Genomic DNA, 22,028 nt, shown 5'->3' on the forward strand with positions numbered 1-22,028 from the left:
GCCCGGTTCATTGTCCGGGCTATTTTGTGGCATCTGTTCATAACGGGGGCAGGTGGTCAACCGGAAGCAAGCCCGCCTCAAGCGGAAACCGGTTTACTGTACAGCGGCCAGAACCGCATCGGCCGTGGGTTTGTTGTTGGCGAGCAGGACATCGTAGAGCGTCGCCAGCCGGGTCAGCGCTTTGACATCCACATCATGGGGCTGCGCAGACAGCGGATCGATGAAGAAGATCAGCACATCCAGCCGGCCTTCGCAGATCATCGCGCCAAGCTGCTGGTCGCCACCCAGCGGCCCGCTTTTGAGCAGGGTCACCGGCAAGCCGGTGGCCGCCATGACGCGCCCGCCCGTGGTGCCGGTCGCCCATAAATCATGCTCGCTCAGCTTGCGCTTATGCTGCACGGCCCAGGCGCACAATTCGTCCTTCTTGTCGTCATGCGCCACCAGACCAATCCGCGCCATTGCCTAAACTCCCACAAGCATTGGAGCTTTCAAGCATGCTCACTGCTGCAGGGCAATGGCCTCGGCAATCAGGATGCCGATTATGTCGATGGGAATTTCCGCGCCCGGCAGCATGCGGATGAAGCGCCCTTTCTTGAGCCCTTCGCCCTGAAACAACCCATGGCCATTGTCGAGCAGCCGCCCTTGTTCGAAATAGAGCGATACCCGATCGAGATGCGGAAACACTGCACAGACATGGCCGGCTTTGGCATGGCGGAAATTGATCGATTTCCAGCCCGTCTTGACCTCGCCCGACAGCCCCGGATGGGCCGCAACCAGGGCGACCAGCCGCCGCGCCAAAGCCGCCACCGGCTCGGGCAAGGGCGCCAGCAAAGCATCCAGCTCGCTTTGCAATGGCGCACCGGCCGGCAGGCGTTCGGCCTGTTCAAACTTGCGTGCAGCACTCATTATCGGGCTCCCGGCGCTGGTCTGCGCCGCAAAGCCTTAGCGCGTCGCTGCTGACAGCCCGTGTCAGGAAGCCAGCCGCACCCGTCCCATTGCCGGAGCGAGCGAGGGCCTGTCCTCGGTGCGGAACACCTCGATAATGGTATCGAGTTCGGCCGCCTGCGCCTCGGTCTGCTCGATGGCGGCATTGGTCTCTTCCACCAGAGCCGCATTGTGCTGGGTCATCTCGTCCATCTGCCGCACTGCGGCGGTGACCTCCTGCAGGGCTGAGGATTGCTGCTTGTTGGCATGGGCGATGGAATCGATCAGGCTCGAGCTTTCCTGCGCCACCGCCAGGATATCGAGCAGCTTTTCGGCCGCCTGCCCCACAAGCTTGCTGCCGCCCCGCACTTCCTCGGCGCTCGCCTCGATCAATTGCTTGACCTCCGCCGACGCCCCCGCTGCCGACTGGGCCAGCCGCCGCACTTCGATGGCGACCACGGCAAAGCCCTTGCCCGCATCGCCTGCTCGCGCCGCTTCCACCGAAGCATTCAGCGCCAGAAGATTGGTCTGGAAGGCGATGTCGTCGATCAGCCCGATAATGTTGGAAATCTTGGCCGAACTGGCTTCGATCCCGGCCATGGCCGCATTGGCCTTATCCATCACCTGCCCGCCTTCGGTGGCGGTGTGGGATACCGCCTGCGCCTTGCTGCTGGCCGTTTCGGCCCGCTTGGCGTTTTCGAGCACCGCATTGCTCAATTGCTCGATCGCTGCCGTGGTTTCCTCTATAGTCGCCGCCTGCTTGGTGGTGCGTTCGGACAGATCATTGGCCCCCGACAGGATTTCCCCCGTCGCGGTGCGCAGCGAGCCCGACGTGCCCTTGAGCCGGTTGACCAGCTCGGACAGCGTATCGACCACGCTATTGGTGTCGGTCTTGAGCTTGGCAAAGGCGCCGCGATAATCCCCATCCATGCGCCGCGTCAGGTCGGTATCGGCCAAAGCCGTCAGCACCATGCCGGTTTCGGCGACGCCACGCTCGACCGTGCCGAGCAGCAGATTGATCGCATTGGCCAGCCGGTTGAGATCCTCGTCGGGGAAATCGGCCACGATCCGATGGCTGAAATCGCCGGCCACCGCCGCGTCGACCACGTCGCCAAAACCCGATTGTAAGGTCTGCATCAAGGCCGCGCGGGTCTGGCTGGTTTCCAGGCTCTCCCTGACCGTCTGGGCATGCTGGCGCGCCGTCGCGGCCTCGCTTTCGGCTTCGTCGGATTTCAGGTTCGCCAATTGCAGCAGCACTTCGGTATTGCGCGTCATCCAGACCAGCGCCAGCGCCTCGGCCACCAGGATCACGGCATGCAGCACGACCCGATCGAGCCCCGCGCCGCCATAAAACACCATCTCGCTCCAGAACAGGCCCAGCCCCAGATGGTGCACCGCCACCAGCGCCGCGCCGACCAGGATGGCCTTGATGTCATAGAGCAGCGCGCACATGGCCAAAGCTGCAAAGAAGGCCATGTGCATATCGACCTGCTGGGGATGGCCACGCATGGCGATCAAGGTCGCCATCACTTGCGCCATCAGCACCGAAACGGCCAGATATCGGAAGGCCGGCTGGTGGCGGAACAATGCCAGCCCCGCGACCAGCGCCCCCAGCGTGGCGAAGGCCAACACGCTGGCCATGCCCGGCCCACCCCAGCGCACGACGTCGATGCCCAAGGCGGCGGCCGCCAGCACCGCGCTCATCGCGCACAGCCCAATGGCCGCCTGCATGCGAAATTGTTCCAGATTCATGCCATGATTCATCAGCTTAGGCTCCCCGTGCCCGCGCAAAGACCGATTGCTGCAATTGTGAACCACGCGCCCCGGTCACGTATCCGCGCGGCAAAACCTTCATCCAGCCCATAGGCGACGATGACATTGGGCAGCCGGCTGGTATCGACGATCCGCCCGCCTGCCTCTATCACCGCTCCCAAGATTTCGGCCTGGCTCGTCCAGGGGGCAAAAACCACCCCCATCTCGCCTTGCCTGGGCGGCACGTGGACCGCGGCAAATGCCATAAAAATGGTGAACATCGCCACGGCAGCGGCCGGCAGCAATTGTCCGATCTGGCTATCTCGCCGTGGCTCAGCAGGACGCATTGCGTCACTCGCACCCTTGAGAATGGCTAATTTCTTAAATAAAACCAAAGCTTTGGTTGGTCATTGTTGCGCCCAATAGGTTAACGGGCGCTTTCGGCGATGCTTGGCAGCGCAACGTATATTGGCGGGCTGCGATCTACACGCAGGGAGGGTATCACTTGGATTTTCACGTGAGGGATTGGCTCTTTCGCCTCCCTCCTCCTTGAGGGGAGGGAATGAGGGAGGGGGCCGACGGCTTCGCGCTGGAGCCACAGCGACCCCCACCCCGGCCCTCCCCTCAAGGGGAGGGAGGGCAAGAACCGATGTCCTGTCCATGCCAAAGCTCAAAGCAAGCAGTCCAGACCGCCCTAGAACTCGTTCCAATCCGCCGCGATGGCGGCATTGCCCTGGCTGAGATAGGAGCGGGCCGCGGCCTGTGCCCCACCACGAACCGGCACCGGAGCACGGGGCGCCGGCGCCGTGGTGCGCGCCGGGCTTTGCTCGAGCGTAAACACGTCTACCACCTGGTCGAGCTGGGCCGCCTGGGCTTCGCTCTGCTCGATGGCGGCGTTCATTTCTTCCACCAGAGCGGCATTGTGTTGGGTCATCTCATCCAGCACCCGTACCGAGGTGCTGACTTCGCCAATGGCCATGGCCTGCTCGCGGCTGGCCTTGGCGATCGACTGCATGATGGCCGTGTTCTGGTCCACCGCCGCCAGCATGCCGGCCAATTGCTCGGCCGCATTGGACACGAGCTTGCTGCCGCCGCGCACTTCAGTGGCCGATTGCTCGATCAGTGCCTTGACGTCCGAGGACGCCGAAGCAGCCGATTGCGCCAGCCGCCGCACTTCGACGGCCACCACGGCAAAGCCCTTGCCGGCGTCGCCGGCGCGGGCGGCTTCGACGGAGGCGTTCAAGGCCAAAAGATTGGTCTGGAAGGCGATATCGTCGATCAGCCCGATAATATTGGAGATCTTGGCCGAGGAAGTGGTGATGCGTTCCATGGCCGCATTGGCTTCGGTCATGGTGACCCCGCTCTGGGCCGCGCTTTTGGACACCAATTGCGCCTTGCCATTGGCGTCTTCGGCCAGCCGCGCATTCTCGGCCACCGTTGCCGCCAATTGCTCCATGGCGGCCGAGGTTTCCTCGATGGTCGCGGCCTGCTTGGTGGTCCGTTCGGAGAGATCATTGGCGCCGGAAAGGATTTCCCCCGTCGCCGTCTTGAGCGCGCCCGAGATCGCCTTGGCGCCACCAACGATTTCGGTGAGCTTGTCGGTCACCGCATTGGTATCGCCCTTAAGCTTGGCAAAGGCGCCCTGATAGTCGCCATGCATGCGGCGGGTCAGATCGGTATCGGCCAGCGCTCCCAGCACTTCGCCGGTTTCGCCGAGCCCACGATCGACCGTTTCGACCAAAGCATTGACGCTGCCGGCCAGGGCATTGAGTTCGGCATCGGGGAATTGGGCATGTACGCGCTTGGAGAAATCCCCGGCAATGGCGGCATCCACCACTTCGCCGAAGGCGGCCTGCAGCGCCACCATCATATCGGTGCGCTCGACGCGGCGGCGCACCGAAGCCGCGCGCTCTTCTTCGCTCATCTGGCTGACCTTGAGCCCGTTGTCGCGGAACACTTCGACAGCCTTGGCCATGGCGCCGATTTCGTTGCCGCGCCCGGTATAGGGCACCGCAGCGTCGTAATCGCCGGAGGCGATGACTTCCATGGTGCGCGCCAGCTTGGGCACCGGCGCCATCATCAGCCGCGACATCAGATAGCCCAGCGCCCCCAGGGCCACCAGGATCGCCGCGCCCACCCCGAGCAGCAGCTTGAGCATGTCATAGATGACCGCCTCGACCTGCGCCTTGTCGGTGCCCACGAACAGCACGCCGATCGGCTTGCCGCTGCGGTTGAGAATGGGCTGGTAGGCGGTGTAATAGGGCTTGTCGACCACAATGGCCTCGCCGAAATAGGGCGTGCCCGCCAGCATGGCGGCATAGGCCGCGCCAGCCTTGTCGAGCGGCGTGCCCACGATCGGCGCCCCATCGGCGCCCATAATGGTGGTCGATTTGCGCACGAAATCGGTGGTCGCCTCGTCCCAGACGAAGATCGTCGCGGCTTCGTCGGTGACCCTGGCGATGGAATTGACCAATTCGTCCTTGCCGAACTGACCCGGCATCATCCAGGTGCTGATCGCCTCGAGTTCCCCTTCGGGGGTCCAGGCCACATTGGTGTCGGGCATGCCGCCCTTGAGGATGGTCGCAGCGGTCTTGAGCGCCTTGACCTGGCTGGCCATCGCATCGGTCCGCACCGAGGCGCTGAGCGAGATGAACATGGTCAGGCTCACCGCCGCGACCGAGACAATCACCGCCGAAATGACCAGCGCCGCAATGGCCGTGGTCATCTTGATATTGCCGAAGAACCGGCCCAAGCGTTTGAACATGCCGAACTCCCCCAAGCGGCGCGTCCCACGGACGCAAGCCAGACCCAGTCTGTTTATCGCAAATCGATTAGCACCGTATTAGCGCCCTAGAAGGCTTCCCAGTCGCGCGCCAAGGCGGTGTTGCCGCGGACCAGCCCGCTAGCGGCGTTTTTGAGCCGCTGCTGCAGGCCACGGGCACCGGCATCATCCCGTCGCAACGGCTGCTGCTCGGCCGCCTCGATGCGGAACACGTCGACGATGCGGTCCAGCTCGACGGCCTGCCCCTCGGTTTGCTCGATGGCCGCATTGGTCTCTTCCACCAGGGCCGCATTGTGCTGGGTCATCTCATCCATGGTGCGCACAGCGGTATTGACCTCTTCGATCGCTGACGCCTGTTCGCGACTGTCCCGGGCGATGGATTCCAGCAATGCATTATTGCCGCGCACACCTTCGAGCATCGCCTTGAGCTTGCTCGAGGCATCGCTGACCAGCTTGCTGCCGCCACGCACTTCGCCGGCACTCTGCTCGATCAGTTTCTTGACATCCGAGGAGGCCGATGCCGCCGACTGCGCCAAGCGCCGCACTTCGACGGCCACCACGGCAAAACCCTTGCCGGCGTCGCCGGCCCGTGCGGCTTCTACGGAGGCGTTGAGGGCCAAAAGGTTGGTCTGGAAGGCGATGTCGTCGATCAATCCGATAATATTGGAGATCTTGGCGGAGGATTCGGTGATCCGCTCCATGGCAACGTTGGCCGCATCCATCACCTTGCCGCCCTCTTCGGCAGTACGGGTGACTTCAGCCGCATTGGCGCTCGCATCCTTGGCCCGCTGCGCATTGGCCAGCACGGTCGAGGCTAGCTGTTCCATCGCGGCGGAGGTTTCCTCGATGGTCGCCGCCTGCTTGGTGGTGCGTTCGGAGAGGTCATTGGCGCCGGAGAGGATTTCGCCCGTCGCGGTCTTGAGCGCGCCGGAGGTATGCCGCAACTGGCCGACCACTTCGGTCAGCTTGTCGGCCACAGCATTGATGTCGGTCTTGATGGTCGCGAACGCGCCCTCATAGTCGCCGCTCATGCGCTGGGTCAGGTCGGTATCCGCCATGGCGCCGAGCACCTGGCCCAGTTCCGAGACGCCGCGATTGAAGGTGGAGACCAGGTTGTTGACCCCACTCGCGAGGCTATTGAGTTCGGGATCCGGAAACTCCGCCGTGACCTGCCGGGTGAAATCCCCGGCGACGGCCGCGTCGACCACTTCGCCAAAGGCCGATTGCAGTTCCGCCATCATCTGCTGGCGGTTTTCCTGGTCGGCAATGATCCGCGCGGCCTCGGCTTCCGTCATCTGGCTGATGCGCAGCCCGTTTTCGCGGAACACATCGACCGCCTTGGCCATGGCGCCGATTTCATTGCCGCGCCCGGTAAAGGGCACTTCAGTATCATATTCGCCCTCGGCGATCCGCGCGGCCGCGCCGACCAGAATGGGCAGCGGCTTGGTCAACAGCCGCGAGGCCAGGAGGCCCAAAAGGCCAAACCCGACAATGGCGGCTCCACCCACCATGGCGATCAGCTGCAGCGCCGAATTCATCTGCGCCGCGACCTGCGCCAGCGGCGTCCCCACGAAGATGGCGCCCATCACCGGGCCGTTGAGCTTGTCGGCGGCGCTCATCTTCTTGATCGGCAAAATCGTGGCGTAATACTCGACGCCATTGACCGGCAGCGTACCGAAGAAACGCTCCCCGGCCATCACCGTGGCATAGGCTGGGCTATTGGGATCCAGCACCAGATCAGCGGCGCGCGTCCCATCGGGCGCGGTCAGGCTGGTCGTCTTGCCGAGGAAATTCTGGCTGGCGCTGTCGAGCACGTAGATGGTTGCGTCTTCCTTGATGACGCGCACCACGGAATCGATGATTTCGGTGTCGTAGAAGGGCGGCACGGCCCAGCTCTGGAAATTACCGATACTGCCGTCTTCGCTCCAGGTCAGCACCGAACCGGCCAGCCGCCGCTCGAGGATGGTCGCGGCGGCACCCATGTGCGTGGCCTGACTTTCTTCGCTTTGGCGCGCCAGGGTCGCATTGGTGTTGAAATAGATGGCGGCGGTCACCGCGCCAACCGAACCAATGATCGAAATCAGAACCAATGCCGCAATGGCCGTGGTCATCTTTACATTGCCGAAAAACCGGCCAACCCGACGAAACATGCCGAACTCCCCCAAACAACGCGCCTTCTGGCGCGCCGATGCGTATATGTACGCGAGATCGATTAGCGAGCCCTTACCGCGCCGCCTCTCCCTTTGAGGAGAGGCCGGCTCTTGGCAAGGTGGGGCTAGAACGCCTCCCAGTCGCGGGCCATAGCCGTATTGCCTCGGCTGACCAGACCACCTGCAGCACGCTTGACCCGCTGTTGCAGGCCCCGCACATCCTCGTCCCGCTGCCAGTCCGCCACGTCAGAGCCGCCGATGCGGAATACATCGACGATGCGGTCCAGCTCGATCGCCTGCCCTTCGGTCTGTTCGATCGCCGCATTGGTTTCTTCCACCAAAGCCGCATTGTGCTGGGTCATCTCGTCCATGGTGCGCACGGCGGTATTGACCTCTTCGATCGCCGAAGCCTGTTCACGGCTGTCGCGGGCGATGGATTCGAGCAATGCATTGTTGCCGCGCACGCCTTCGAGCATGGCCTTGAGCTTGCTTGAGGCATCGCTGACCAGCTTGCTGCCGCCGCGCACTTCACCGGCACTCTGCTCGATCAACTTTTTCACATCTGAGGACGCCGAGGCCGCCGATTGCGCCAGCCGCCGCACTTCCACGGCCACCACGGCAAAGCCCTTGCCGGCGTCGCCAGCGCGCGCGGCTTCTACGGAGGCGTTCAAGGCCAAAAGATTGGTCTGGAACGCGATGTCGTCGATCAGCCCGATAATGTTGGAAATCTTGGCGGAGGATTCGGTGATCCGCTCCATGGCGACATTGGCCGCATCCATCACCTTGCCGCCTTCTTCGGCAGTACGGGTGACTTCAGCCGCATTGGCGCTGGCATCCTTGGCGCGCTGCGCATTGGCCAGCACGGTCGAGGCCAGCTGCTCCATCGCGGCCGAAGTTTCCTCGATGGTCGCCGCCTGCTTGGTGGTGCGTTCCGAGAGATCATTGGCGCCGGAGAGGATTTCCCCGGTCGCGGTCTTGAGGGCGCCGGAGGTGTGGCGCAACTGCCCGACCACTTCGGTCAGCTTGTCGGCCACAGCATTAATGTCGGTCTTGATGGTCGCGAAGGCGCCCTCGTAATCCCCGCTCATGCGCTGGGTCAGGTCGGTATCGGCCATGGCGCCGAGCACTTCGCCCAGTTCCGACACGCCGCGATTGAAGGTCGAGACCAGGTTGTTGACCCCGCTGGCCAGGCTATTGAGTTCGGGATCGGGGAATTCGGTCGTGACCTGCCGGGTAAAGTCACCCGCCACGGCCGCATCGACCACTTCGCCAAAGGCTGATTGCAGTTCCGCCATCATCTGCTGGCGGTTTTCCTGATCGGCAATGATCCGGGCGGCTTCCGCCTCGGTCATCTGGCTGACCCGCAGGCCACTCTCGCGGAAGACTTCCACGGCCCGCGCCATGGCACCCACTTCATTGCCCCGGTCGGTGAACGGCACGATGGTATCGAACTTGCCATCGGCAATCTCGTCCATCGCCCCGGCCAGGCGCGGGATGGATCTGGTGAGCCAGCGCGACACCAGCAGCGCCACGCTGCCCAGTACTGCCAGCAGCACCGCGCCAATAATGACCATATTAAGCGCCGAGGCGCGGGCCGTGACTTCAGCCGCTCCGGCATCGCCGCCGACGAAGAAGGCGCCGAGCAATTCCCCGCTGAGATTGGTGATGGGCTGGAACGCGCCGTTGAAGCGCTGATCCTGCATGCTGACTTCGCCGGCATAAGGCTGGTTGGCGGCCAGCGCCACGGCCTCGGGCGAGGCCGCGTCGAGCGCGAAATCCTTGGCCCGCGTGCCATCGGGCAGCACGAAGCTAGTGGTCTTGGCGGTGAATATTCCGGTGGCCGGATCGAAACCGAAAATCGCCGACGCGTCGCCCGTCACCCGGGTCAGCGCATCGATAGCGGCGGTGTCGTAGAAGAACGGGATCGCGTAAGTCTGGAAGGTGGCAATGCCGCCCTCCTCGGCCCAGGTCACCACCGAGCCCGGCAGGCGCTTTTCATAGACCGTTGCCGCCACCTGCAGGTCGGACGCCTGCTTGGCGATGCTGGCTCGTGTCGCCTGCCCGCGCAGATCGACATAGACCGTGGCCGTATAGGCAATCACCGTCACCGCAATCGAGGTCAGGGCCAGGGCGGCAATCGCCGTCGTCAGCCGAATATTCTTCAGTCCCGCAAATAGTTTCACTTCTCGCCAAAGCGCCCTTCTGGACGCCCCCCTCCCAAGTTGGCGCGATCCTAAGGCCGGGACCTTAAATTTGGGTTGCACTGGTATGGTAGTTTACGGATGGCCAAAACAAAGGGCGCCCAATGGGCGCCCGGTATTCATTCCAATAATGCTGCAAAAAGTATCAGCTCAGCGCACCAATAACCGCCTCGATGCGCTTTTTCATCGTCGTCGCGTCGAACGGCTTGATGATGTAATTGTTGACGCCGAAGGAAATGGCTTCCTTGACCTGTTCCTTGTCGGAACGGCCGGTCGCCATGATGAACGGCATGGCCTGGGTGCGCGGATGCTTGCGGATCACCTTGAGCAGGGTCAGCCCGTCAATATCTTCCATGTTCCAATCCGAAATGATCAGATCGACATTGCCCTTTTCGAGCTTGCCCAGGGCATCGCGGCCGCTCTTGGCCTCGATAATGTCCTTGAAGCCCAATTGGGTCAGAATATATTTGGCAATACCGCGCATGGACTGCTGGTCATCGACCACGAGAACGCTGACAGCGCTGGCTTTCGGCATGGTTTTGGTCACCTTCTGGTTTCGGGGCCACTCCCGAACTGACTGAAAACACTTAGAGAAGAAGCGTTACAAATCCCTCAATCGCTTCCTGCGCTTTGTCCCTATGCGGCGGTCTTGAGCTTAACCAAGGCATGGGCCAGCCGCCCGGCTATGGCTTCGATCGGCGCCTGCTCGACCACTGCGCCTTCCTCGAACGCCACCCGCGGCATGCCATAGACCAAAGCCGAAGCCTGGTTCTGCCCCAATGTATAGGCGCCCGCATCGCGCATCAGCTTGAGCCCGCGCGCCCCATCGCGCCCCATCCCGGTCAGGATCGCGCCGACGGCCATCGGGCCGACCACCTTGGCCACGGATTCGAACAGCACATCGACGCTGGGCCGATGCCCGCTTTCCAGGCCATCCTCGCTGAGCCGGCATTTGAGCTGGCCCGAGGAGCGCTCGACCCGCAAATGCAACCCGCCCCGCGCCACATAGGCATGGCCGGGCAATAGCGGCATGCGATCCTGCGCTTCCACCACGGTGATGGCGCAGAGTTCATCGAGCCGCGCGGCAAAGCGGGCGGTAAACCCTGCCGGCATATGCTGGGCGATGACGATGGGCGGACAATCGAGCGGCATATCCACCAGCACGGCCCGTATCGCCTCGACCCCGCCGGTCGATGCACCAATGGCGATGAGTGCGCCAGCCGGCGCCGCCGCCGTCTTGATCGCCACTTTGGGCGCTTCGATCCGGCTGGCCCGGCCGCGCACATCCGAACGCGCCGCAGCGCGAATCTTGTCGCGCAGCCCGGCGCCGAAGGCCTCGATCCCACCCTCATATTCCGCGCTCGGCTTGGCAACGAAATCCACCGCGCCCAATTCGAGTGCCAGCAGCGTTTCGCTGGCGCCCTTCTTGGTCAGCGTCGACACCATCACCACCGGGGTAGGCCGCAGCCGCATCAGCCGGTCGAGGAAATCCAGCCCATTCATATTGGGCATTTCAATATCGAGCGTCACCACATCGGGGTTGAGCGCCTTGATCTTTTCGCGCGCGTCGATCGGATCGGTGGCCGTGCCCACCACATCGATATCGCCATCGCGCGACAGCATGCGCGTCAACACTTCGCGGATCAGCGCGGAATCGTCGACGACCAGAACCTTGATGCTCATGCCGCCTCCCTTTTGCCCAATGCGAGCCGCGATTGATAAATCGTCTTGCCGACCAGCCGGAAATCGCCGCCGCCCGCGCCCAGATTTTCCGAATGCCCAATATAAAGGAACGCCTCGGGCGCCAGCATCTTGCCCAGCCGGCCGAACATTTCGCCCTGGGTCGGCTTGTCGAAATAGATCGCCACATTGCGGCAGAAAATCGCGTCGAATGGCCCCTTCATCGGCCAGGGCCCGATCAGATTCAGCGGCTTGAACGAGACCAGCTCGCGCGCTGCCGCCGGGATCTGCAGGCCGCCATCCTCGGCGCCTTCGAACAGCCGCTGCCGCTCCGGCGTCAGCCCGCTCAATTCGCTGTCGGGATAAATCCCGCGCGCCGCTTTGGCGAGCACCGCCGTATCGATGTCGGTGGCGAGGATCTTGAAATCCCAGCGCTTGAGCTCGGGAAACGCCGCCAGCAGGTCGAGTCCGATCGTATAAGGCTCCTGCCCCGTCGAGCAGCCCGCCGACCAGATGCGCAGGCGGGTGCCGCGCGGCTTGTGGGCGATCAGACCGCCGACATGGCTGCGCAAATGCTCGAAATGATGGTCCTCGCGATAGAAGCGGGTGAGATTGGTGGTCAGCGCATTGACGAAATTCTGGCTGTCCTGCGCCGTGCCGCCCCGCTCGAGCAGATCGACATAGGCGTCAAAACTGGTGAGCCCCAAGCCGCGCACAATCTTGGAGAGGCGGGAGATGACCAATGTCCGCTTGGCATCGCTGAGGGAAATGCCGGCCACCGCATAGACGCGGCTTTTGATCCGCGAAAACTCCCGTTCGCTGAGGGATATTTCCCCGTGATCCATGCAGACGTTCCCCCAATAAGCCAGCCATTCTGGCTTGCCTGTTATGCGATCAGCCGCTGCTTGGGGATGGCATCCTGCTCCCGCACTGCGTCAAACGCCTCCATCCGTCCGGCAAGCCGCTTGATCGCGGTCTCCCCGTCGTCCAGAGTTGCGGTGATCGTATCGGTTTCATTGCTTAGATTGCGTAAATGCCCGCCCAGCGCCGCAATCATTTTTTGCAGCGATTGGGCATGGGCCAGCCCGGTCTCGGCCTGGCCGCGGCCGCGGCTGACCACGCTGCGGATTTCCTTGGCCGACTTGTTGGTCAATTGCGCCAGCATGCGCACTTCATCGGCCACCACGGCAAAGCCCGCGCCCTTTTCTCCCGCCCGCGCCGCTTCCACCGCCGCATTGAGCGCCAATAAATTGGTGCGGAACGAGACGTCCTCGATGGCCGCGATCATCTTGTCGATTTCGGCGGTCATCTGATCGATATCGCCGACAGCCGCATGGGTGCGCGCCGCCGCCAGTTCCGCCTCGCCGGCCAGCGTGCGCGCATCGCGCTCGGTGGCGCGTGCCCGCCGCACCAATTCGCCGCCGCGTTGCAGCGCCTGCCCACCGGTTTGGAGGTCGTCGGCCGTGCCGCTGGCAAAGCCGGCAAATTGGGCGGCGCGGTTTTCAAAGGCGCCGATCAGCTGGGCCACCGCGCCCAGCTTGCCCTCGAGCGCCTCGCGCGCTTCCACGGCATCGGCCAATTGGCTCTCCACGGCGGCGATAAAGTCGGCCAGCTCGCGTGCCTGCCGGCCCAGCGCGCCCACGCCCATCGGGCCAGCATCGCCCGCCAGCACGCGATCGATCTGCTCCAGACCTTCATCCACCGCCTCGATGCCCCGATTAAGGCTCGCCAGCGCGCGATTGCTGGCCGCCATATCGGCCTCGAAGCGGAACCCGGTTTGCCCGGCCGCCATGGCTGTTGCATAGGCGTCCAGGTCGTCATCTTCGATATAGCAACCGGCCGGGATGAGCTCGAGCAGGAACCGCCCCGCCGCGATCGGCCGGCGCATCACCTCGAACCGCTTGGTGCCCAGCACCACCATGCCCTGTTCGGGCGCTCCGCCGCCCGATTTGAGATAGCCGCTGCCGAACAGCCCATCCAGCGTGCCGCCACCCACCGCCGCCGGCGCCAAGGCCCGCAGCCCCGCACTGGCCACGACAATGCCTCCGGCATCGTCGGCCACCAGCGCGCACTGGTGCAGCGCCGCGATGCCGCTCTTGAAATGATGCGCCGCCTCGAGCCGCCGGTTCATCTTTTCCACGATATCGGTGATGGCCAATGGCCCCGCGGCGCGCTCGGTGAGCCCCGCCGCCAGTGCGATGGCGCCCAGCATGGTCTGCTCGCGCTGCGCCGCCAGCGCCACCGCCAGCACGGTGCCGCCAAAAGCCAATGCGGCCGCCAGCACACTGGCGCCGATCCAGGCAACGCCCCATCCCAATAACGGCAACAGGCCAAGCGCTGTGGCAAAGGCCACGAGCCACAGCCCGCCAGCAATCAGCGCCAGGCGCAGTGTGTGCATGGCACGCTTGATCCGCAAATCAGCCGAGGGTTAAACATGAAAAAAACCCTAGCGCCGAATGGTTAATCAACTCTCTATGGCAGCCTAGCTGTGTAACACTTCGCTAAGCCAAGTTGATCGCAGGTAAAGTCCTAGAACAATTCGATATCGTCCACTGGCGGTCGCGCCACCACGCGCCGCTTGGCAATGGCGATTTCTTCGCGCGCCACATTGGCCCCCATATCGCTATCGAGCCGCTTGACGAAAGCCCGCCCCGAATGCGGCTTGAACAGCACGCGCCGCGCATAAGTGCCGCCCACATCCTGGCCGGCCAGCACATAGCCTTCGTCATGGAGGAACTGGCGGACGAAGTCGATATTCTTGGCCCCCACATCATCGAGCGCCGCATTGATCTTGCCGCCGCCAAATACCTTGATCTCGAGATTGGCTTTCTTGCCGCTGCCCAGGCTCAAGACCTTGTTGATCAACTGCTCCATGGCAAAGGCGCCATAGCGGGCCGAGGCGCCGTACCGATCGCGCGCCGCGCCCGATTGCTCGGCGAGCAGGAAATGGTTCATGCCCCCCACCAGGGCAACCCGGTCGCGTACGCAGGCCGATATGCAGGACCCCAATACGGTGGAATACGTCAGGTCCGCCGCGGCGGATACGTGGCAATCGCCCTGGTGTACGGTGGTGACCACGCCGCGGTCGAATTCAGGCGGCAGTGAACTGGTCATGGACATAATAGGTGGTCAAAATCCGCTAGGCGCCTCTTGCCGCCATACTGGCGCAGAACTCGTTAGCCAATCGCTAACCACGTGCCCCTGAGCCCTTGTTCTTGTCCATTTCAGCAAGAAGAGCTTTAGAAAGATTAGGCTAGGGTGCCTGCCATCAGGGCTAGGGTTCTTCGACAATGTCACTTCAAAAACTCGCGCGAGAGTTGGACGAAACTGCGCGCCAAACTGCCTCCATGCTGGAGGGCATTACCGAAGCGCTCGACCTGTTGGCGGCCAACGGTCTCAAAAACGATCCCTCGATCAAAGAGGCCGTGCAGATGATCGTGACGGCCCTGCAGGGCCAGGACCGCATCGAGCAGCGCTGCCACAATATGGCACTTGCCGTGCGCCAATTCGCGCTGCTGCCGCCCACCGCGCCCGACAGCGTCTATGACGAAATCTGGGAAAGCCTGACGCTGGACGAACTGCGCGTCCCGGCCCTCTCCGGCATTGCCGCCCACCAGAGCCATGGCGACGCCGAACTGTTCTGACCCGCGCTAGCTGCGCAGGCCCGGCGCTTCCTGTCCGGTGCTCTGCACATATTCGGTATAGCCGCCGCCATAGACATGCACGCCCTCCGGCGTCAGCTCCAGCACGCGGTTGGACAAGGCGGCGAGGAAATGCCGGTCATGGCTGACGAACAGCATCGTGCCTTCATAGGCACTGAGCGCCGTGATCAGCATTTCCTTGGTGGCGATATCAAGATGGTTGGTCGGCTCGTCCAGCACCAGGAAATTGGGCGGATCGAACAGCATCATCGCCATCACCAGCCGCGCCTTCTCGCCGCCCGAGAGCACCCGGCACTTCTTCTCGATCTCGTCGCCCGAAAAGCCAAAGCATCCGGCCAGCGCCCGCAGCGGCGCCTGGCCCGCCTGCGGGAATGAGCTTTCGAGCTGCTGGAACACCGTCAGATCGCCATCGAGCACATCCATAGCATGCTGGGCGAAATAGGCCATCTTGACCGATGGCCCGCGCGACACACTGCCCTGATCGGGCTCGGTCGTGCCGGTTACGAGCTTGAGCAGCGTCGACTTGCCGGCGCCGTTGACGCCCATAATACACCAGCGCTCGCGCCGCCGGACGTGGAAGTCGAGCCCATCATAGATGGTGCGGCTGCCGTAACTCTTGGAAACGCCCTTGAGCAGGGCCACGTCCTCGCCCGAGCGCGGCGCCGGGCGGAATTCGAAATCCACCACCTGGCGGCGCTTGGGCGGCTCGACGCGGTCGATCTTGTCGAGCTTTTTGACCCGGCTCTGCACCTGCGCGGCATGGCTGGCCCGCGCCTTGAAGCGGGCGATGAAATCGAGTTCCTTGGCCAGCATGGCCTGCTGGCGTTCGAACTGCGCCTGCTGGTTCTTTTCGGCAATCGCCCGCTGCTGCTGGTAGAATTCGTAATTGCCCGAATAGGAGGTCAGTGCGCCCGCATCGATCTCGATGATCTTGGTGCAGATCCGGTTCATGAATTCGCGATCGTGCGAGGTCATGAACAGGGCGCCGGTATAATTCTGCAGGAATTTCTCGAGCCAAATCAGGCTTTCGAGGTCCAGATGGTTGCTCGGCTCGTCCAGCAGCAAGGCGTCGGGCCGCTGCAACAGGATGCGGGCCAGGGCCACGCGCATCTTCCAGCCGCCGCTGAGCGCGCCCACATCGCCGTCCATCATCTCCTGAGAAAATCCCAGGCCATCGAGCACTTCGCGCGCCCGCCCATCGAGCGAATAGCCGTCCAGTTCCTCGAACTGGTGCTGCACCTCGCCATAGCGCTCGATAATGGCATCCATCTCGTCTGCCTTGTCGGGATCACCCATATCGGCTTCGAGCGCCCGCATCTCTGAAATCAGCGCACTGACGGGCCCCGCCCCATCCATCACCTCGGCCACCACGGGGCGGCCACTCATCTCCCCGACATCCTGGCTGAAATAGCCGATGGTAATGCCCCGATCGGCCGAGACCTGGCCCTCATCGGGCTGTTCCTCGCCGGTGATCATGCGGAACAACGTGGTCTTGCCCGCGCCATTGGGCCCCACCAGCCCGACCTTTTCGCCCCGCAGCAGCGTGGCGGAGGCGTCGATGAAGACGATCTGCTTGCCATTCTGCTTACCGATGCTGTCGAGACGGATCATGGAGAAAAAACCTGCGCGCTGCGGCCCGCCCAAACGCGCGACCTGAAATCAAGGCCGACCGTTAAGCACCGACTGCGCGCGCGCGCAAGCCGGCACGGCGCATTGGCGCAATGCGAAAGAGCGCCCGTAGGCGCTCCTGTTGTTGCTAGACGCCGAAGCGCTCAATCACCTCGGCCAGTGGCACCTGCCCCAGATGTGCGCCGGAGCCGGCGGGATGCTCGCCATTTTCGATGGCGGTCGCATAGATCACCGCGGGGTCGGCTTCGATCCGCCGGCGCAGAGCGGCCAGCTTGGGCCAGCGTTCCGGCTCGGCCACGCCGTGGAAATCCAACCAGCGGGCGACGCCGATCAGCACGCCATCGGCCAGGCTCGGCCGCTCTCCGACGAGGAACGGGGTATCTCCGATCATCGCCTCGAGCTTGTCATGCCGGTTGATCACCAGTTCCCGGCCGAAGCGGCGTAGATTTTCCTGCAGCTCCGGATCAGGATTTTCCATTTCCAGCGCCGCCCAGAGCGGGGTGAAGGCGCCGGTAAAGCCGGTATTGATGAAGGCCATCAGCTGGTGCATGCGGTCGGCCTCGGGCGAACGCGGCTCAAAGCTGATGCGTCGAGCGCTATCGCGCGCTTCGAGCCAGGTGGCAATCGCCATGGTCTCGGTCAAGGGCCGCCCCGTATCGGTGATGAGAGCGGGGGTTTCATGCCGTGCATTGATGCGGGCATAGGATGGCTCGCGCATTTCGCCCAGCATGTCGACGCGGCTGAGGCGATAGGGTTGCCCCAGCCATTCCAGCGCCGCGACAAGACCCATCGAGCTTCCCGCTGGGAAGCCGTAAACAAGGATCGGTTCCAATTTTTATCTCCGTGATGTGGGGGTCACGCTGGCCAGCGGAACTGGAACTTAGGCATCGTCGCGCTTAAGTAAATTACGCATGTTTTTGTAACCACGCCGGAGCCCGCCCCGATGAAAGACCTCGTTTCCGCCTGTCCAATCGAGGATGTGATGCGCGTGCTGAGCGGCCGCTGGCCCACGCTGCTGCTCTATTATCTCAAGGACGGCACCAAGCGGTTCAGCGATCTGCAGCGCGACAACCCCAGTATTTCCCACCGCATGCTGACGCTGGAACTCCGCAAGCTGGAACAGGCCGGTATTATCAGTCGCACAGTGTTTGAAGGCTATCCGCTGCGGGTGGAATACGACCTGACCGAAACCGGCCTCAAGCTGGTCCCATTGATCGACGCCCTGGGCGATTGGTGGCAGACCGCTGCGCCAGCCAGCAAGACGACCGCCACTGCGCCCCTCGAAATCGCCTGAGCTAGGCCCGGTCCCCCCCGAACGCTGCGAGGAACGTATCCACCCCGGCGGCCACGATTTCCTCCAGCACCGGGCGCGGTAGCGGCTTGCGGCCATAGCCGCTGCGGTTAAGCGCTTCGGCGGTTGTCAGCACCATGAATTGCCGCGCCGCCAGTTGCGGATCGACCATGCGCAAATGGCCCGTGGCAATCAACTGCGCCAGCTTGCCGGCCAGCGCATCGATATGCAGCTCGCGTTGATTGTCACCAGCCAATTCGGGAAAGCGCGCCGCATCGGCCACCTGCACCCGCACAATGGCCCCGCCTTCGGCTGAGGTCATGCACGTTCCCAAAGCCACGCCCAGCGCCTCAAGCTCGGCCCGCAAATCGGCGGGGCGCGGATTCATCGACTGAACCGCTGCCATGACGCGCTCATTGGCCTGCGCCATGCCCAGCTTCATCGCTGCGACAAACAGCGCTCTTTTGTCCCCGAACCGATTATAGATGGTGGGCTTGGCCACGCCGGCACGCTGGGCAATCTCATCGACATTGCCGTCAGCAAAACCGTCGCGCCCGAAGATATCCAGCGCCGCCACCAGGATCGCGGCCTGCTTGCTCTCATGTGAATTGGGTAGTGAAGCCATGCCGCATCTTACCATGGGGTTGCAAAATGTATACTCCAGCGTTAAATAAACTCACGAGTTCAAAAATCCAGATGAGATAGTTCAAATGACTCAACCCGTCAGCCGTCTCGCCGCCGTCCTCGTGCCCGGGGGTCTGCTGGCCCTGCTCAACACCACAATCACCGGCGTCGCCATTCCCGATCTGGTGGCCGATTTCGGCACCGATATCGCCACCGCCCAATGGGTCACCACCGCCTATATGCTGGCCGCCGGCATCGCCATTCCCCTGGGCGGCTGGGCGGCCATCCGCTTCGGCATGCGCAACACCTGGCTGGTGGCGATGGCGCTGTTCACCCTGGGCTCGCTCGCCTCCGCCATGGCTCCCGATGTGATCAGTCTCTCGCTGGCCCGGGTGCTGCAAGGCGCCGGTGGCGGTGCATTGGAACCCCTCATGCTGACCGTCCTGGCGCAGGCCGCCGGTCCCCAACGCATGGGCCGCGTGCTGGGCGCTGCCTCCGCCGTCATGTCCATCGGCCCGCTGGCCGGTCCGGCTTTGGGCGGCATCGCCGTCGACACGCTGGGCTGGCGCTGGATCTATTTTCTATCGGCCGCCTTCGGCGCCCTCATCTTCGCCCGCAGCTGGTTCGTGCTCGAACGCTCCAAGCCGCAAGCCTCCCAACTCGATCTGGTCGGCCTGATCCTGGTCACCACAGCCACCGCGCTAGGCCTGTTCGGGCTCACTCATGCCGCGTCCCCGGCCGGCTTTGACATGCTCGCCATCACCATGCTGGTCATCAGCGCCATCGCGTTCGGTCTTTTTGCCATCTGGGGCACCAAGCGCGGCGAGCAGGCCATTGTCGATCTCACTGCCTTCAAGGCAAAAGGCTTTGCCCCAGCCGTCTTCATCATGACCATGATGGGCGCCGCCGTCTTCCCGCTCTTCTTCGGCCTGCCGCAATTCTATCAGGGCGTCGCCGGCCTCAATGCGCTGTCCGCGGGCCTGTTGATGATCCCCTATGGAATGGGCAATCTCGTGGTCATGCCGCTGGCCGGCTGGCTCAGCGACCGCTTCGACGCCCGTCGCATCGTCTGGGCCGGGGCGAGCCTCACCCTCCTTGCCTTCGGCGTGCTGCTGACCACCGGCCCCACCACGCCTCTGGCGCTGTTTGCCGCTCTCTCGCTCACTATCGGCATCGGCCTGGGCGCCATTGCCAGCCCCAGCGTCTCATCCATGTATCGTGCCTTGCCGCCCAATCTGGTCAATGCCGGCAGCACCATCCTCTTCGTCGTGCTGCAATTGGGCGGCGCGCTGGGCGTGGCCGTGCTGGTGCTGTTGATGGGCGGCACCGCCTGGACGGCGGCAATCGGCACTCTGCCCTTCGCCGCCCCCATAGTCGCCGCCGCCGCGATCGCGCTGGCCGGCACCTGGCTCGCCAAGGTCAAGACCATTTAGGCGGTCAGCTTGCTCAAAATCTGGGTGTAGTGCGGATTGGTCATGATCCCCAGCACATTGCCGAACGGGTCGATGACGGAGGCAGTGACAAAGCCCGTCTCGCCTCGTTTGGTGATCGGATCATACTCCACTGCACCCGCCGCAATCAGCCGCTCGAAGGCCGCACCAATGTCATCGACCTGCCACAACACGATGGCGCCGCCCGGGCCGGGCTGCATCTGGCCCGGCGCATATTTGCGGTCGATAATGCCGAATTCGTGCTCATAATCGCCAATGCGGAATTCGATATAGGCCGGGTTCTGCGCATTGGGCATCTGGAAATAAGCTTCGACGCCAAAGAGCTTGGCATACCAGTCGCGCGCTGCCGCCACATCATCGGCCCAGAAATTCACCGTGGCCATGCCGCGCAGAAAATTCGTGTTCGTCATTTCCGTGTTCCCGTCTAAGTGTTGTTGACCCCCTCACAATGCGACCGGGCATGCGCGAAGTATTCCATAAACCCGCAGACCAATATGAAGCGCGCGGCCGGCTCGATCCGCTCGGCTTTCGCCGTCATGTCGATTTCCGCACCGAAGCGCCGCCGCCTGATCTGGCTCCATTCATCGAGCATTTCTGGATCATCAGTTGGGAAGCGACAGTGGACAGCTATGGCTCCGAAGAAGTCATGCATCGCCCCTATGTCGATGTCTTCATTTCGCCCCAGGAGTCCGGCATCCAGGGCACCTTCAGCGGCCGCCGCACCTATCTGGCCGCCGGCACCGGCCGGATCGTGGGCGCCCGCTTCCGCCCCGGCGCCTTCCATGCCTTCTGGCCCGGCGCTCTCGCCGAACTGCAAAACCAAGTCGCCGACCTGCAACAGGCCTTCCCCGAAGCGGACGCCGCCTATCTCGCCCGCGTCTCGTCGCTCGATGACGAAGCTGCCGTAGTGGCCCTCACTGCCCTGCTCCGCACCCGTGAACCGCAGCCCGATCCCAATATCGAGCTGATCAACCAGATCATCGCCGCCATCGAAACCGCAGACGGCCCGCAAACCGTCGCCGCCCTCGCCTCAGAATTCGAGCGCAGCGAACGCTGGGTGCAGCAATTATTCCGCGACTATCTTGGCATCGGCCTCAAATGGCTGCTGCAACGCCACCGGCTCCTGGCCGCCGCCGCGCAGATCCGCGACACCGCCAAGCCCGACTGGACCGCCATCGCCTATGATCTGGGTTATGCCAGCCAGGCCCATTTCAATACCCATTTCAAAAAAGCCCTGGGCCGCACACCCACCCAATACAAACTCTGGACCAGCCGCTCGCCCTGAGCCAAAAACAAAGGGCGCCACGGGGCGCCCTTTTGCATTCCAATTCTGCTGAACGCCTTAGGCGTCCATCTTGGCGCCCGACACCACGGCATGCAGGTCGATCAGCCCGACCATGCGGCTGTCATGGGTCACGATACCATTGAGCAATTCGGTGTCGATGGAATTGCCTTCGGGCACATTGTGGATGTCATCGCGCGAAACGGTCAGGATATCGCTCACCGCATCGACCAGGATGCCGACCCATTTATCGCCCACGCTCATCACCACCACGACATGGTTCTTGGTGGGCGAGGTCTGGCCATCGCCAAAGCGGGCCCGCAGATCAAAGATCGGCACGATCGTGCCGCGCAGATTGATCACGCCGCGCACGAATTCGCGGGTATTGGGCAGGGGCGTTGCCCCGTTCCAGGCGCGGATTTCGCGCACTGTGGTGATCTCAACCCCATAGGTCTGCTCGCCGATCGAAAAGGCGATCAATTGCAGGCTATTGTGGGCGGCCAGGGTCTTGTCGCCGATATCGTCCCGAAGCCCGAGCGCTTCCATGGTTTTTGCCTTTCTGCCGTCCTTCTGGATGGCTACGCAGTACTGACAGTTTTC

At 63.2% G+C, this 22,028-nt stretch carries 21 protein-coding genes; 4 read left to right on the plus strand and 17 right to left on the minus strand.

The annotated features are described in order from the left end of the window. Nucleotides 1–93: 93 nt before the first annotated feature. The 12 genes from ACI3KW_RS18105 to ACI3KW_RS18160 form a co-directional block, all read right to left on the minus strand. Nucleotides 94–459, minus strand: coding sequence for a methylglyoxal synthase (locus ACI3KW_RS18105; RefSeq protein WP_113119908.1), 366 nt, complete (start codon nt 457–459; stop codon nt 94–96). A gap of 39 nt (nt 460–498) precedes the next feature. Beyond that, the gene (locus ACI3KW_RS18110) at nt 499–906 is read right to left on the minus strand and encodes a hypothetical protein (protein WP_404849251.1); all 408 of its coding nucleotides are present in this window, start codon (nt 904–906) and stop codon (nt 499–501) included. A 63-nt stretch (nt 907–969) separates the two neighbouring features. Continuing rightward, complete coding sequence (locus ACI3KW_RS18115; RefSeq protein WP_404849252.1) at nt 970–2,688, minus strand: methyl-accepting chemotaxis protein; 1,719 nt, start codon at nt 2,686–2,688, stop codon at nt 970–972. After that, the gene (locus tag ACI3KW_RS18120) at nt 2,688–3,023 is read right to left on the minus strand and encodes a hypothetical protein (RefSeq protein WP_113119910.1); all 336 of its coding nucleotides are present in this window, start codon (nt 3,021–3,023) and stop codon (nt 2,688–2,690) included. The genes ACI3KW_RS18115 and ACI3KW_RS18120 overlap by 1 nt, the downstream gene beginning before the upstream one ends. Nucleotides 3,024–3,370: 347 nt before the next feature. Then, nucleotides 3,371–5,440, minus strand: coding sequence for a methyl-accepting chemotaxis protein (locus tag ACI3KW_RS18125; protein WP_404849253.1), 2,070 nt, complete (start codon nt 5,438–5,440; stop codon nt 3,371–3,373). A gap of 86 nt (nt 5,441–5,526) precedes the next feature. Continuing rightward, complete coding sequence (locus tag ACI3KW_RS18130; RefSeq protein ID WP_404849254.1) at nt 5,527–7,608, minus strand: methyl-accepting chemotaxis protein; 2,082 nt, start codon at nt 7,606–7,608, stop codon at nt 5,527–5,529. A gap of 125 nt (nt 7,609–7,733) precedes the next feature. Then, complete coding sequence (locus ACI3KW_RS18135) at nt 7,734–9,791, minus strand: methyl-accepting chemotaxis protein (RefSeq protein WP_404849255.1); 2,058 nt, start codon at nt 9,789–9,791, stop codon at nt 7,734–7,736. 163 nt (nt 9,792–9,954) lie between these two features. Further along, nucleotides 9,955–10,344, minus strand: a complete 390-nt coding sequence (locus ACI3KW_RS18140; RefSeq protein ID WP_035097253.1) for a response regulator — start codon at nt 10,342–10,344, stop codon at nt 9,955–9,957. Between the two features lie 101 nt (nt 10,345–10,445). After that, complete coding sequence (locus ACI3KW_RS18145; RefSeq protein WP_113119912.1) at nt 10,446–11,492, minus strand: chemotaxis response regulator protein-glutamate methylesterase; 1,047 nt, start codon at nt 11,490–11,492, stop codon at nt 10,446–10,448. Beyond that, a complete protein-coding gene (locus ACI3KW_RS18150; RefSeq protein ID WP_404849256.1) occupies nt 11,489–12,334 on the minus strand; it encodes a CheR family methyltransferase in 846 nt (281 codons plus the stop codon). The genes ACI3KW_RS18145 and ACI3KW_RS18150 overlap by 4 nt, the downstream gene beginning before the upstream one ends. A 41-nt stretch (nt 12,335–12,375) precedes the next feature. Next, nucleotides 12,376–13,887 carry a methyl-accepting chemotaxis protein gene (locus ACI3KW_RS18155; protein WP_404849257.1) on the minus strand — a complete coding sequence of 504 codons (1,512 nt, stop codon included), beginning with the start codon at nt 13,885–13,887 and terminating at the stop codon, nt 12,376–12,378. 131 nt (nt 13,888–14,018) lie between these two features. Further along, nucleotides 14,019–14,603: a chemotaxis protein CheD gene (locus tag ACI3KW_RS18160; protein ID WP_404849258.1), complete on the minus strand. Its 585-nt coding sequence runs from the start codon at nt 14,601–14,603 to the stop codon at nt 14,019–14,021. A 176-nt stretch (nt 14,604–14,779) separates the two neighbouring features. Here ACI3KW_RS18160 and ACI3KW_RS18165 point away from each other — a divergent pair, with 176 nt between their 5' ends. After that, nucleotides 14,780–15,133 carry a hypothetical protein gene (locus tag ACI3KW_RS18165; RefSeq protein WP_162740037.1) on the plus strand — a complete coding sequence of 118 codons (354 nt, stop codon included), beginning with the start codon at nt 14,780–14,782 and terminating at the stop codon, nt 15,131–15,133. Between the two features lie 6 nt (nt 15,134–15,139). Here ACI3KW_RS18165 and ACI3KW_RS18170 read toward each other — a convergent pair whose 3' ends face one another. Both ACI3KW_RS18170 and ACI3KW_RS18175 read right to left on the minus strand, forming a co-directional pair. Beyond that, a complete protein-coding gene (locus ACI3KW_RS18170) occupies nt 15,140–16,762 on the minus strand; it encodes an ABC-F family ATP-binding cassette domain-containing protein (protein ID WP_404849259.1) in 1,623 nt (540 codons plus the stop codon). 145 nt (nt 16,763–16,907) lie between these two features. After that, nucleotides 16,908–17,612 (minus strand): glutathione S-transferase family protein, encoded by a 705-nt coding sequence (locus tag ACI3KW_RS18175; protein WP_404849260.1) that lies wholly within the window; start codon nt 17,610–17,612, stop codon nt 16,908–16,910. 111 nt (nt 17,613–17,723) lie between these two features. Between ACI3KW_RS18175 and ACI3KW_RS18180 the strand changes: the two genes are divergently transcribed. Then, nucleotides 17,724–18,074, plus strand: a complete 351-nt coding sequence (locus ACI3KW_RS18180; protein ID WP_404849261.1) for a winged helix-turn-helix transcriptional regulator — start codon at nt 17,724–17,726, stop codon at nt 18,072–18,074. A gap of 1 nt (nt 18,075) precedes the next feature. Here ACI3KW_RS18180 and ACI3KW_RS18185 read toward each other — a convergent pair whose 3' ends face one another. Further along, on the minus strand, nt 18,076–18,696 hold the full coding sequence (locus tag ACI3KW_RS18185; RefSeq protein WP_404849262.1) for a TetR/AcrR family transcriptional regulator: 621 nt from the start codon (nt 18,694–18,696) through the stop codon (nt 18,076–18,078). An 85-nt stretch (nt 18,697–18,781) separates the two neighbouring features. On the opposite strand from ACI3KW_RS18185, the gene ACI3KW_RS18190 reads away from it, so the two are divergent. Beyond that, entirely contained in the window at nt 18,782–20,128 is a 1,347-nt protein-coding gene (locus ACI3KW_RS18190; RefSeq protein ID WP_404849263.1) for a DHA2 family efflux MFS transporter permease subunit, read from the plus strand. Here ACI3KW_RS18190 and ACI3KW_RS18195 read toward each other — a convergent pair. After that, nucleotides 20,125–20,556, minus strand: a complete 432-nt coding sequence (locus ACI3KW_RS18195; protein ID WP_404849264.1) for a VOC family protein — start codon at nt 20,554–20,556, stop codon at nt 20,125–20,127. The two genes, ACI3KW_RS18190 and ACI3KW_RS18195, sit on opposite strands and share 4 nt — an antisense overlap. A gap of 50 nt (nt 20,557–20,606) precedes the next feature. On the opposite strand from ACI3KW_RS18195, the gene ACI3KW_RS18200 reads away from it, so the two are divergent. After that, complete coding sequence (locus ACI3KW_RS18200) at nt 20,607–21,431, plus strand: helix-turn-helix domain-containing protein (protein ID WP_404849265.1); 825 nt, start codon at nt 20,607–20,609, stop codon at nt 21,429–21,431. A 57-nt stretch (nt 21,432–21,488) separates the two neighbouring features. Here the strand turns inward: ACI3KW_RS18200 and ACI3KW_RS18205 are convergent, their stop codons facing one another. Then, a complete protein-coding gene (locus tag ACI3KW_RS18205) occupies nt 21,489–21,974 on the minus strand; it encodes a chemotaxis protein CheW (RefSeq protein ID WP_052153076.1) in 486 nt (161 codons plus the stop codon). Nucleotides 21,975–22,028 lie beyond the last annotated feature (54 nt).

The sequence above is a fragment of the Devosia sp. ZW T5_3 genome (assembly GCF_044987315.1).
Classification (GTDB): domain Bacteria; phylum Pseudomonadota; class Alphaproteobacteria; order Rhizobiales; family Devosiaceae; genus Devosia.

Bases quoted from the DNA above. Each gene is read 5' to 3' on its own strand.
- ACI3KW_RS18150 (WP_404849256.1), bottom strand. From the start codon at position 12,334: ATGGATCACGGGGAAATATCCCTCAGCGAACGGGAGTTTTCGCGGATC.
- ACI3KW_RS18125 (WP_404849253.1), bottom strand. From the start codon at position 5,440: ATGTTCAAACGCTTGGGCCGGTTCTTCGGCAATATCAAGATGACCACG.
- ACI3KW_RS18195 (WP_404849264.1), bottom strand. From the start codon at position 20,556: ATGACGAACACGAATTTTCTGCGCGGCATGGCCACGGTGAATTTCTGG.
- ACI3KW_RS18190 (WP_404849263.1), top strand. From the start codon at position 18,782: ATGACTCAACCCGTCAGCCGTCTCGCCGCCGTCCTCGTGCCCGGGGGT.
- ACI3KW_RS18115 (WP_404849252.1), bottom strand. From the start codon at position 2,688: ATGAATCATGGCATGAATCTGGAACAATTTCGCATGCAGGCGGCCATT.
- ACI3KW_RS18180 (WP_404849261.1), top strand. From the start codon at position 17,724: ATGAAAGACCTCGTTTCCGCCTGTCCAATCGAGGATGTGATGCGCGTG.
- ACI3KW_RS18160 (WP_404849258.1), bottom strand. From the start codon at position 14,603: ATGACCAGTTCACTGCCGCCTGAATTCGACCGCGGCGTGGTCACCACC.
- ACI3KW_RS18170 (WP_404849259.1), bottom strand. From the start codon at position 16,762: ATGATCCGTCTCGACAGCATCGGTAAGCAGAATGGCAAGCAGATCGTC.
- ACI3KW_RS18105 (WP_113119908.1), bottom strand. From the start codon at position 459: ATGGCGCGGATTGGTCTGGTGGCGCATGACGACAAGAAGGACGAATTG.
- ACI3KW_RS18200 (WP_404849265.1), top strand. From the start codon at position 20,607: ATGCGCGAAGTATTCCATAAACCCGCAGACCAATATGAAGCGCGCGGC.
- ACI3KW_RS18130 (WP_404849254.1), bottom strand. From the start codon at position 7,608: ATGTTTCGTCGGGTTGGCCGGTTTTTCGGCAATGTAAAGATGACCACG.
- ACI3KW_RS18120 (WP_113119910.1), bottom strand. From the start codon at position 3,023: ATGCGTCCTGCTGAGCCACGGCGAGATAGCCAGATCGGACAATTGCTG.
- ACI3KW_RS18140 (WP_035097253.1), bottom strand. From the start codon at position 10,344: ATGCCGAAAGCCAGCGCTGTCAGCGTTCTCGTGGTCGATGACCAGCAG.
- ACI3KW_RS18205 (WP_052153076.1), bottom strand. From the start codon at position 21,974: ATGGAAGCGCTCGGGCTTCGGGACGATATCGGCGACAAGACCCTGGCC.
- ACI3KW_RS18185 (WP_404849262.1), bottom strand. From the start codon at position 18,696: ATGGCTTCACTACCCAATTCACATGAGAGCAAGCAGGCCGCGATCCTG.
- ACI3KW_RS18165 (WP_162740037.1), top strand. From the start codon at position 14,780: ATGTCACTTCAAAAACTCGCGCGAGAGTTGGACGAAACTGCGCGCCAA.
- ACI3KW_RS18155 (WP_404849257.1), bottom strand. From the start codon at position 13,887: ATGCACACACTGCGCCTGGCGCTGATTGCTGGCGGGCTGTGGCTCGTG.
- ACI3KW_RS18145 (WP_113119912.1), bottom strand. From the start codon at position 11,492: ATGAGCATCAAGGTTCTGGTCGTCGACGATTCCGCGCTGATCCGCGAA.
- ACI3KW_RS18110 (WP_404849251.1), bottom strand. From the start codon at position 906: ATGAGTGCTGCACGCAAGTTTGAACAGGCCGAACGCCTGCCGGCCGGT.